The sequence below is a fragment of the Streptomyces sp. NPDC037410 genome, assembly GCF_055602235.1.
This window is the reverse complement of sequence record NZ_JBVJWR010000029.1, coordinates 13,541-24,003: the sequence shown is the minus strand read 5'-3', so window position 1 is coordinate 24,003 and position 10,463 is coordinate 13,541. Positions and strand designations below refer to the sequence as shown.

Annotated in this window: 8 protein-coding genes; 4 read left to right on the top strand and 4 right to left on the bottom strand. The window is 70.1% G+C overall.

Annotated elements, in window-relative coordinates; genetic code table 11:
- Nucleotides 1–193 precede the first annotated feature (193 nt).
- The 3 genes from mmsB to chvE form a co-directional block, all read right to left on the bottom strand.
- The gene (mmsB, locus tag ACZ7HT_RS33320) at nt 194–1,429 is read right to left on the bottom strand and encodes a multiple monosaccharide ABC transporter permease (RefSeq protein ID WP_471172876.1); all 1,236 of its coding nucleotides are present in this window, start codon (nt 1,427–1,429) and stop codon (nt 194–196) included.
- Between the two features lie 3 nt (nt 1,430–1,432).
- Nucleotides 1,433–2,980: a multiple monosaccharide ABC transporter ATP-binding protein gene (mmsA, locus tag ACZ7HT_RS33315; RefSeq protein WP_471172873.1), complete on the bottom strand. Its 1,548-nt coding sequence runs from the start codon at nt 2,978–2,980 to the stop codon at nt 1,433–1,435.
- 116 nt (nt 2,981–3,096) lie between these two features.
- The gene (gene chvE / locus ACZ7HT_RS33310; RefSeq protein ID WP_471172872.1) at nt 3,097–4,203 is read right to left on the bottom strand and encodes a multiple monosaccharide ABC transporter substrate-binding protein; all 1,107 of its coding nucleotides are present in this window, start codon (nt 4,201–4,203) and stop codon (nt 3,097–3,099) included.
- A 295-nt stretch (nt 4,204–4,498) separates the two neighbouring features.
- Between chvE and ACZ7HT_RS33305 the strand changes: the two genes are divergently transcribed.
- From ACZ7HT_RS33305 to araA, 4 genes are all read left to right on the top strand, one after another.
- On the top strand, nt 4,499–5,530 hold the full coding sequence (locus ACZ7HT_RS33305) for a LacI family DNA-binding transcriptional regulator (RefSeq protein WP_471172869.1): 1,032 nt from the start codon (nt 4,499–4,501) through the stop codon (nt 5,528–5,530).
- Between the two features lie 253 nt (nt 5,531–5,783).
- Nucleotides 5,784–7,481 (top strand): ribulokinase, encoded by a 1,698-nt coding sequence (locus ACZ7HT_RS33300; RefSeq protein WP_471172868.1) that lies wholly within the window; start codon nt 5,784–5,786, stop codon nt 7,479–7,481.
- Between the two features lie 2 nt (nt 7,482–7,483).
- Nucleotides 7,484–8,146 carry an L-ribulose-5-phosphate 4-epimerase gene (locus ACZ7HT_RS33295; protein WP_471172866.1) on the top strand — a complete coding sequence of 221 codons (663 nt, stop codon included), beginning with the start codon at nt 7,484–7,486 and terminating at the stop codon, nt 8,144–8,146.
- Nucleotides 8,147–8,157: 11 nt separating this feature from the next.
- The gene (araA, locus tag ACZ7HT_RS33290) at nt 8,158–9,666 is read left to right on the top strand and encodes an L-arabinose isomerase (protein WP_471172865.1); all 1,509 of its coding nucleotides are present in this window, start codon (nt 8,158–8,160) and stop codon (nt 9,664–9,666) included.
- Between the two features lie 119 nt (nt 9,667–9,785).
- Here the strand turns inward: araA and ACZ7HT_RS33285 are convergent, their stop codons facing one another.
- Nucleotides 9,786–10,313, bottom strand: coding sequence for a hypothetical protein (locus tag ACZ7HT_RS33285; RefSeq protein ID WP_471172862.1), 528 nt, complete (start codon nt 10,311–10,313; stop codon nt 9,786–9,788).
- Nucleotides 10,314–10,463 lie beyond the last annotated feature (150 nt).

Genomic DNA, 10,463 nt, shown 5'->3' with positions numbered 1-10,463 from the left:
ATCGTTGATCCATTTCTGGCATATCCCCTGATCGTGGGAATCGCGGCATGCCTGGGGCAGGGGGGACGCGGGTCGGAGGCCTCCCCGCTCCGGCTTGCTCGCGCGGACGCCCCCCCACCCGGGGGGGGGGGCGTCCGCGTCGGTCCGGAGTCCGGCGGCAGCTCAGGATCCGGTCGGAACCGGTCAGAAACCGTCAGGAACCGGCCCGGCGCTTGTTGTAGACGTCGAAGCCGACGGCCGCGAGCAGGACCAGGCCCTTGATCACCTGCTGGTAGTCCGTACCGACGCCGACCAGGGACATGCCGTTGTTGAGCACGCCAAGTACCAGGCCGCCGATGATCGCGCCGAGTACGGTGCCCACGCCGCCACTGGCGGAGGCGCCGCCGATGAACGCGGCGGCGATGGCCTCCAGTTCGAAGTTGATGCCTGCCTGCGGGGTGCCGGCGTTCAGGCGCGCGGCGAAGACCAGCCCGGCGAGGGCCGCGAGGACGCCCATGGTGGTGAAGGCGAGGAAGACGACCCGCTTGCTCTTCACCCCGGACAGCTTCGCCGCCGCCTCGTTGCCGCCGGTGGCGTAGGTGTGCCGTCCGATGACGGAGTTGCGCATCAGGTAGCCGAAGCCGACAAGGAGCGCGCCCAGGATCAGCAGCACGATCGGCGCGCCGTGATAGCTGGCCAGCAGCAGGGTGAAGACGGCCACGGCCGCGGTGATCACGGCGAGCTTGGCGAGGAACAGCCCGAGCGGGAGCAGCTCAAGCCCGTACGAGGCGGTCTGGCGCCGTCCGCGCAGCTCCTGGAGGATCGCGACGGCCAGCACCGCGAGGCCGAGCAGCACGGTGAGGTTGTGGTAGTTGGTGTGCGGGCCGACCTCGGGGAGGAACCCGCTGCTGATGTTCTGGAAGCCCTTGGGGAACGGCGCCACCGACTGGCCCTGGAGCAGGATCTGGGTGCCGCCGCGGAACAGCAGCATGCCCGCCAGGGTGACGATGAACGACGGGATCCCCAGGTAGGCGATCCAGAAGCCCTGCCAGGCGCCGGCCAGCGCGCCGATCACCAGCGCGGCCAGCATCGCCACGGGCCACGACACGTCGTGCTCGACCATCATCACCGCGGCGGCGGCACCGACGAAGGCGGCCAGGGAGCCGACCGAGAGGTCGATGTGCCCGGAGATGATGACGATCATCATCCCGATCGCCAGGATGAGGATGTAGCCGTTCTGCTGGATCAGGTTGGTGATGTTCAGCGGCTGGAGGAGGATGCCGTCCGTCCAGATCTGGAACAGCAGCACGATCAGCGCGAGTGCGACCAGCATGCCGTACTGGCGCACGTTCCCGCGCAGCGCGCGGGCCAGGACGGAGCCGGCGGAGGCGCTCGGGCCGTCCTGCCGTGCCTTCGGGGACGAGTCCGGGATGATCTCGGTCTGGGCCATGCCTCACACCTGCTCGTTGCTGGATGCGGCGCTCATGGTCATGAGCCGCATGAGGGATTCCTGGGTGGCGTCGGCGCGGGCCACCTCGCCGGTGATCCGGCCTTCGGCCATGGTGTAGATCCGGTCGCACAGGCCCAGGAGTTCGGGGAGTTCGGACGAGATGACGAGCACCGCCTTGCCCTGGGCGGCGAGCTCGGCGATGACGGTGTAGATCTCCGCCTTGGCGCCGATGTCGATCCCGCGGGTGGGCTCGTCGAGGATCAGCACCTCGGGCTCGGCGAAGATCCACTTGCTGAGGACGACCTTCTGCTGGTTGCCGCCGCTGAGCTTGCCGGTCTCCGCGAACACGGAGGGGGTCTTGATGTTCATGGTGCGCCGGAAGGACTCGGCGACCCGGGCCTCCTCGTGCCGGTCGACCCGGCCGTACCGGGCGACCTTGCCGAGCGCGCTCAGCGAGATGTTCCGGCTGATGTCGTCGATGAGGTTGAGGCCGAGCTGCTTGCGGTCCTCGGTGACGTACGCGATGCCGTGCCCGATCGCCTCGGGAACCGTCCGGGTACGGATCTCCCGGCCGTGCATCCGCACCCGCCCGGCGGCCCACCGCCCGTACGAGCGGCCGAAGACGCTCATGGCCAGCTCGGTGCGGCCGGCGCCCATGAGACCGGCGATGCCGACGATCTCGCCGCGCCGCACGTTCAGCGAGGCGCCGTCCACCACCATGCGCTGCTGGTCGATCGGATGCCGGACGCTCCACTCCTCGACCTCGAAGGCGATCTCGCCGATGTCGGGGGTGCGTTCGGGGTAGCGGTGCTCCAGGTCGCGGCCGACCATGCCGCGGATGATCCGCTCCTCGGAGATGCCCCCGGGGCCGATCTCGATGGTCTCGATGGTCTGCCCGTCGCGCAGGATGGTCACGGCGTCGGCGACCCGGGCGATCTCGTTCAGCTTGTGCGAGATGATGATGCAGGAGATGCCCTGCGCCTTGAGTTCCAGGATCAGGTCGAGCAGCTTGCGGCTGTCCTCGTCGTTCAGCGCGGCCGTCGGCTCGTCCAGGATGAGCAGCTTGACCTTCTTGGCGAGCGCCTTGGCGATCTCGACCAGCTGCTGCTTGCCCACGCCGAGGTCGGCGATCCTGGTGTGCGGGCTCTCGTCGAGGCCGACCTGGCGGAGCAGTTCGGCGGCGTGCGTGAGCGTCCGGTGCCAGCTGATGACGCCCCGGGAGGCGTGCTCGTTGCCGAGGAAGACGTTCTCGGCGATGGACAGGTACGGCACCAGCGCCAGTTCCTGGTGGATGATGACGATGCCGCGCTGCTCGCTGGCCCTGATGTCCTTGAACCGGCAGGGCTCGCCCTCGAAGAGGATCTCGCCCTCGTAGCCGCCGTGCGGGTACACGCCGCTGAGCACCTTCATCAGGGTGGACTTGCCGGCGCCGTTCTCGCCGCAGACGGCGTGCACCTCACCGGCGGCGATGCTCAGGTTGACCTCCGAGAGCGCCTTGACGCCGGGGAACGACTTGCTGATCGACCGCATTTCGAGAACGGGTCCAGCCATGGTTGTGCGTCCGTATCGTTCGGGGCGGTGCGGTGGGGGAGCCCTCGGGGGCCGAGGTCTCCCGGATTCCGCACCGCCGGTTCGGCGTGGGGCCCGGCGGAACCGGGCCCCGCGGGCTACTTGAGCTGGTCCGCGGTGTACTGACCGCTGTCGACCAGGACCTTCCGGTAGTTGTCCTTGTCGACGCTGACCGGCTGCAGCAGCTGCGCCGGGACGGTCTTGACGCCGTTGTCGTACTGCTTGGTGTCGTTGACCTCGGGCTTGCCGCCGGTCAGCACCGCGTCGCCCATCTGGACGGCGACCTTGGCCAGTTCGCGGGTGTCCTTGTAGACGGTCTGGGTCTGCTCGCCCGCGATGATCGACTTCACCGAGGCCAGCTCGGCGTCCTGGCCCGTGACGATCGGCAGCGACTTGGCGGTGCCGTAGCCGACGCCCTTCAGGGAGGAGAAGATGCCGATCGAGATGCCGTCGTACGGCGAGAGCACGGCGTCGACGTGGGCGTTGGTGTACGACTTGCTCAGCAGGTTGTCCATCCGGGACTGGGCGAGTCCGCCGTCCCAGCGCAGCGTGGCGACCTGGTTGAAGTCGGTCTGGCCGCTCCGCACGACCAGCTTCTTCTTGTCGATGTACGGCTTGAGGACGCTCATCGCGCCGTTGAAGAAGAATCCGGCGTTGTTGTCGTCCGGCGAGCCGGCGAACAGCTCGATGTTGAACGGGCCCTTGCCGTCCTTGAGGCCGAGCTTGTCGGCGATGTAACCGCCCTGGAGAACACCGACCTTGTAGTTGTCGAAGGTCGCGTAGTAGTCGACGTTCGCCGTGCCGCGGATCAGCCGGTCGTAGGAGATCACCGGGATGTGGGCGTCGGCGGCCTTCTGCAGCACGTTGGTGAGGGAGGAACCGTCGATGGCGGCGATCACCAGCAGCTTGGCGCCCTTGGTGATCATGTTCTCCACCTGGGAGACCTGGTTCTCGACCACGTTGTCGCCGTACTGCAGGTCGGTCGTGTAGCCCTTGGCCTGGAACTCCTTGACCATGTTGGTGCCGTCGTTGATCCAGCGTTCCGAGGACTTGGTCGGCATCGCGATGCCGACCAGTCCGCCCTTGGCGTCGCCCTTGGCGTCTGCCTTGGCCGTGCCGTCGCCGACGCCGTTGGCGCTCTGGCCGCAGGCCGCCAGCGAGAGCACCAGGCCCGCGGCGACGAGGCCCGCCGAAATCTTTCGCACAGTTCCTCCAGTGGTGTTCCGCGACCGGCGCAGAGCGACCCTGACTGGGCGACTGGGAGCGGTCGGGCGGGGCCGGCCGGGACCGTTCCCTCGGGCTGCGGGGCGTCGGGGGCTGCGGTGGCTCTGGCCTGGCGTGGTGAAGTGTTAACGCTCACAAGGGTGGCGTCAAGGGTCTGGGGATCACTGACGGCTGCCCCTTGGCGGCTGGTAAGAAGAGAGGCATCGTTGGACCGAGGGTGACGGATTGGCCTGGACCTGGTCGCGTACTGTGGTTCATGGCCGAGGAGGATGACGCGTGGGAACCGAGAGTGCCGGGACGGAACATCGCCAGCCCGTGATGGCGGACGTGGCGAAACTGGCGGGGGTGTCCCACCAGACGGTGTCCCGCGTGCTCAACGGCGCCCCGCACGTGCGGCCGGACACCCGCGACAGGGTGGTGGCCGCCATCCGGGAGCTGGACTACCGGCCCAACTCCGCGGCCCGAGCCCTGGTGACCCGCCGCTCCCAGACGCTCGGCGTGGTGAGCTTCGACTCGACGCTCTACGGCCCGGCCTCGATGCTGGAGGGCATCGAGCGGGCAGCGCGCAGCGCCGGGTACTTCGTGAGCGTGACCAGCCTGCGCTCCCTGGACGGCCGGTCGGTCCAGGAGGCCGTCGACCGGCTGCGGGACCAGGGGGTGGAGGGTGTCGTCGTGATCGCGCCGCAGACCTCCGCGGTCAGCGCGGTGGCCCGGCTCTCCAGCTCCGTACCGCTCGTCGCGGTCGGCTCCGGCAACCAGACCCGGGTGCCCATGGTGTCGGTGGGCAACCGCTACGGTGCCGGGGCGGCCACCGGGCACCTGCTCGACCTGGGGCACCGTACCGTGCACCACGTGGCGGGCCCGGCCAACTGGCTGGAGAGCCAGGATCGCGAGGAGGGCTGGCGCCTCGCCCTGCAGGCGGCCGGCGCACCCGTGCCCGAGGTGGAGCGCGGGGACTGGAGCGCCCGCTCGGGCTATCAGGCGGGCCTGCGGATCGCCGAACTGCCGGATGTCACCGCCGTCTTCTGCGCCAACGACCACATGGCCCTCGGCCTGCTGCGCGCCCTGCACGAGGCCGGCCGGTCCGTCCCTGACGAGATCAGCGTGGTGGGCTTCGACGACATTCCGGAAGCCGCGTACTTCATCCCGCCGCTGACCACCGTGCGGCAGGACTTCGGCGAGCTCGGCCGCCGTGCTCTGGAACTGCTGGTCGAAGAGCTGGAAGGCGGGGCGGTCTCCCGGGCTCATGCGCAGATCACCCCGGAGATGGTGCTGCGCCGCAGCGTTGCCCCCGCCAACCGACGTTGAACTCATAGCGGTTCGAAACATCGGGCTCACCCGGTTCGAGGGCGGCGCCCGGTCGCGATGCCCTTGACGGGGCGATTGTTAACGCTCACAATTCCTCTGAGCGCCAACGGAAACACCCCCCGAGCTGCCTGCCAGGCCGGAATCCCCGCTTCGGTCCGTCCTCCGGCGGCCCCACGTTCCGCCCCCCGAAGGGGGCCGACGACGGCGGCTGTGACAGACGACCACGCATACCTCCCGTACGAAGGATGAGGAAGTGACCGTGATCCCCGCCGCCCCCGACACCGACCGGTACGTCGTCGGCATCGACTTCGGCACCCTCTCCGGCCGTGCCGTGGTGGTCCGCGTACGGGACGGCGAGGAAGTCGCAGCCGCCGTCCACGAGTACCCGCACGCCGTCATCGAACGCGAGCTGCCCGGCACCGGCCGGCGGCTGCCGCCCGACTGGGCGCTGCAGCACCCCGCCGACTGGCGGGACGTGCTGCGCACCACCGTCCCGGCCGCGCTCGCCGCCGCCGGCATCGACCCCGCTCACGTCATCGGGATCGCCACCGACTTCACCGCCTGCACCGTCCTGCCGACCCTGGCCGACGGCACTCCGCTCGCCGAACTTCCGCAGTGGGCCGCGCGCCCGCACGCCTGGCCCAAGCTCTGGAAGCACCACGCCGCCCAGGGCCAGGCGGACCGGATCAACGCACTGGCCCACGCCCGCGGCGAGAAGTGGATCTCCCGCTACGGCGGCAGGATCTCCGCCGAGTGGCAGTACGCCAAGGCCCTCCAGGTCCTGGAAGAGGACCCGGCCGTATACGCCGCTACCGCCCGCTGGATCGAGGCAGCCGACTGGATCGTCTGGCAGCTCACCGGCACCGAGAGCCGCAACACCTGCGCCGCCGGATACAAGGGCATCCACCAGGACGGGAGCTACCCCGGCGAGGACTATCTCGCCGCGCTCCACCCGGACTTCGCCGACTTCGCCCGCACCCGCCTTGAGCACCCGCTCTCCCCGCTCGGCTCCCGGGTCGGCTCGCTCACCGCGCAGGCCGCCCAGTGGACCGGCCTGCCCGAAGGCATCGCGGTCGCCGCCGGCAACGTCGACGCGCACGTCGCCGCACCGGCCGCCCGCGCCGTCGACAACGGCCAACTCCTGGCCATCATGGGCACGTCCACCTGCCACGTCGTCAACGGCGCCACGCTCGCCGACGTCCCCGGCATCTGCGGCGTGGTCGAGGACGGCATCATCGCCGGCTCGTACGGCTACGAGGCCGGACAGAGCGCCGTCGGGGACATCTTCGCCTGGTGGCTGCGCCAGGGCCTGCCGGCCGACTACCTGGCCGAGGCCGAGGAGACCGGCGAAGACCCACACGAGCTGCTCACCCGCAAGGCCGCTGCCCGACCCGTCGGCGCGCACGGCCTGGTGGCGCTCGACTGGATGAACGGCAACCGCTCCACCCTGGTCGACCACCACCTCTCCGGGGTGATCGCCGGCCTGACCCTCGCCACCCGTCCCGAGGAGATCTACCGCGCACTCCTGGAGGCCACCGCCTTCGGCACCCGTGTCATCGTCGAGACACTGGAGCAGGGCGGCGTCCCCGTCACCGAGTTCATCGTCACCGGCGGACTGAAGAAGAACCCCCTGCTCATGCAGATCTACGCCGACGTGCTGCGCCGCCCGGTCTCGGTCGCCGCGTCGGAGCAGGGCCCGGCGCTCGGCTCGGCGATCCACGCCGCCGTCGCCGCCGGAGCCCACCCGGACGTCCGGGCCGCGGCCGCCGCCATGGGCCGGGTGCACCGGGGCGCCTACCAGCCGCACCGGGCCGCCGCCGACACGTACGACCTGCTCTTCGCCGAGTACCGCGCCCTGCACGACTCCTTCGGCCTGGGCGCGGACAAGCTCCTGCACCGCCTGCGTGACATCCGGAACGCCGCCCTCACCACCCCGAGCGAGGCATTGTGAACGTGACCATCGACGCCATTCGCCACCAGGTCAGCGACCTCCACCAGGAACTCGTCCGCTACGGCCTCGTCGTGTGGACGGCGGGCAACGTCTCCGCCCGCGTTCCCGGCGAGGACCTGCTGGTCATCAAGCCCAGCGGCGTCTCCTACGACGAGCTGACGCCCGGCGACATGATCGTCTGCGACCTGGACGGCAACGTCGTCGAAGGCGAGCACGCGCCCTCCTCCGACACCGCAGCGCACGCCTACGTCTACCGCCAGCTGCCCGAGGTCGGTGGAGTGGTGCACACCCACTCCACCTACGCCTGCGCCTGGGCGGCCCGAGGCGAGGCCGTCCCCTGCGTCCTCACCGCGATGGCCGACGAGTTCGGCGCCGAGATTCCCGTCGGCCCCTTCGCCCTGATCGGCGACGACTCGATCGGCCGGGGCATCGTGGACACCCTCAAGGGCCACCGCTCGCCCGCCGTCCTGATGCAGAACCACGGCGTCTTCACCATCGGCAAGGACGCCAAGGCGGCGGTCAAGGCCGCCGTGATGTGCGAGGACGTCGCCCGCACCGTCCACCTCTCCCGCCAGCTCGGCGAGCCCCTGCCGATCGCCCAGGCGGACATCGACAGCCTCAACTTCCGCTACCAGAACGTCTACGGCCAGCCCCAGGCCCGGTGAGGAGCCACCCCATGAGCAAGCCACTCGAAGGCCGCCAGGTCTGGTTCCTGACCGGCAGCCAAGGGCTCTACGGCGAGGACACGCTGCGCCAGGTCGCCGAGCAGTCCCAGCGCATCGCCGAAACCCTGGACCGCCACCCCGCCGTCCCGGTAGAGATCGTCTGGAAGCCCGTCCTCACCGACGCCGACGCGATCCGCCGGGTCTGTCTGGAGGCCAACTCCGCGGACGGCTGCATCGGCCTGATCGCCTGGATGCACACCTTCTCGCCGGCCAAGATGTGGATCGCCGGACTGGACGCCCTCCGCAAGCCGCTGCTCCACCTGCACACCCAGGCGAACGTCGAACTGCCCTGGCACAGCATCGACATGGACTTCATGAACCTGAACCAGGCCGCCCACGGCGACCGCGAGTTCGGCTACATCCAGTCCCGCCTCGGCGTCGCCCGCAAGACCGTCGCCGGACACGTCAGCGACCCGGCCGTGGCCGCCAGGGTCGCCACCTGGGCCCGTGCCGCGGCCGGCCGCGCCGAACTGCGCGGCCTCAGGCTCGCCCGCTTCGGTGACAACATGCGCGACGTGGCCGTCACCGAGGGCGACAAGGTCGAGGCCCAGCTGCGCTTCGGGGTCTCCGTCAACACCTACGGCGTCAACGACCTGGTCGCCGTCGTGGACGCGACGGACGACGCCGAGGTCACCGACCTGGCCAAGGAGTACGAGGACACCTACCGCCTCGCGCCCGAACTGCGGGCCGGCGGGGAGCGCCACGAGTCGCTGCGCTACGCCGCGCGCATCGAGCTCGGCCTGCGGGGCTTCCTGGAACAGGGCGGCTTCAAGGCCTTCACCACCAACTTCGAGGATCTCGGCGGTCTGCGCCAGCTGCCCGGCCTGGCGGTACAGCGGTTGATGGCCGACGGATACGGCTTCGGCGGTGAGGGGGACTGGAAGACCGCGACCCTGCTGCGCACGCTCAAGGTGACCGCCGGCGGACTGCCCGGCGGCACCTCCTTCATGGAGGACTACACCTACCACCTGGAGTCCGGCAGGGAGCTGATCCTCGGCGCGCACATGCTGGAGGTCTGCCCGAGCATCGCCTCCGGCACCCCCTCGTGCGAGATCCACCCGCTCGGCATCGGCGGCCGCGAGGACCCCGTCCGCCTGGTCTTCGACGCCGAGCCCGGTCCGGCCGTGGTGGTCGGCCTCGCGGACCTGGGCGACCGGTTCCGGCTGGTCGCCAACGAGGTCGACGTGGTCCCGTCACCGGAGCCGCTGCCCAAGCTGCCCGTCGCCCGCGCCGTCTGGAAGCCGCGCCCGGACCTGCCCACCTCCGCCGAGGCCTGGCTGACCGCCGGCGCGCCACACCACACCGTGCTGTCCGGAGCGGTCGGCACCGAGGAGCTCGACGATCTCGCCGAGATGCTCGGCGTCGAGCTCCTGGTGATCGACGACGACACGACGATGCGCCGCTTCACCAAGGAACTGCGCTGGAACCAGGCCTACCACCGGCTGGCCCAGGGCTTCTGATCCCCGCCGGCCCTGAAGGCGCCGCACATCGGGTCGAACGCACGCCCGGGAGCCGCCGAGGGCCGGCGTGGTCGGTGCTCCCGTCCCGGGAACGGCGGTACCCGTTTGCCGACGTGACGCTAAGCGACGTCGGACTGGGCTCTGGCGAGGGCTTCCCGGAATTGCTTGGCGGCCTGACCGTCGGTGAAGGCCTCGGCCAGCGAGCCCAGGGCTTCCAGTACGGGAAGGGCCCGGACGGGCGTGATGTCGGGGAACGGGAGCCACGGGTCGGGCACCGGGCCCATGACGAGCCATGGGTCGGGCACCGGGCCTTCGACGACGTCCACGTCCTGCGCCGCCCTCGGCCACTTGATCTTGATGGGAAGGCGTCTCGGCGGCGGACACAGGTCCTCGATGTCGGTGAACGTCTCCAGCAGGGGTTCCATTCGGGCGAAGGCGTCCATCGGGGTGACCGTCTCGTTGGCGCCGTTCAGTCCTGCCGCCACCCGGGTCAGGTCGCCGTACAAGGTGCGCGCCTTGGCCTCGGGCAGGGCACGCACCACGTAACGCTGGGCCTGGGCGATCAGGAAACGATCCCAGTCCCGGGAGGTCTTGATCCGCTTCAGGATGAAGAGGGGCAGGTCCCTCACATCGTCGTCGGTTCGCATGGGGCAACCTCTCCCACCGGCCCGTGACAGGACATCCAGAGATCCTTCGGCTGCCGGTGAAGGCTTGTTGGGGTTGGGGGCTTCCAGCTTCGCAGCGGTACGCCTGAGGCGATCGTCAGGACAGTCCGGACGGGTGAGGGAGCCCGCGTC

Coding starts and splice junctions, on each gene's coding strand:
- mmsB (WP_471172876.1), bottom strand. CDS start 1,429: ATGGCCCAGACCGAGATCATCCCGGACTCGTCCCCGAAGGCACGGCAG.
- mmsA (WP_471172873.1), bottom strand. CDS start 2,980: ATGGCTGGACCCGTTCTCGAAATGCGGTCGATCAGCAAGTCGTTCCCC.
- araA (WP_471172865.1), top strand. CDS start 8,158: ATGAGCAAGCCACTCGAAGGCCGCCAGGTCTGGTTCCTGACCGGCAGC.
- ACZ7HT_RS33285 (WP_471172862.1), bottom strand. CDS start 10,313: ATGCGAACCGACGACGATGTGAGGGACCTGCCCCTCTTCATCCTGAAG.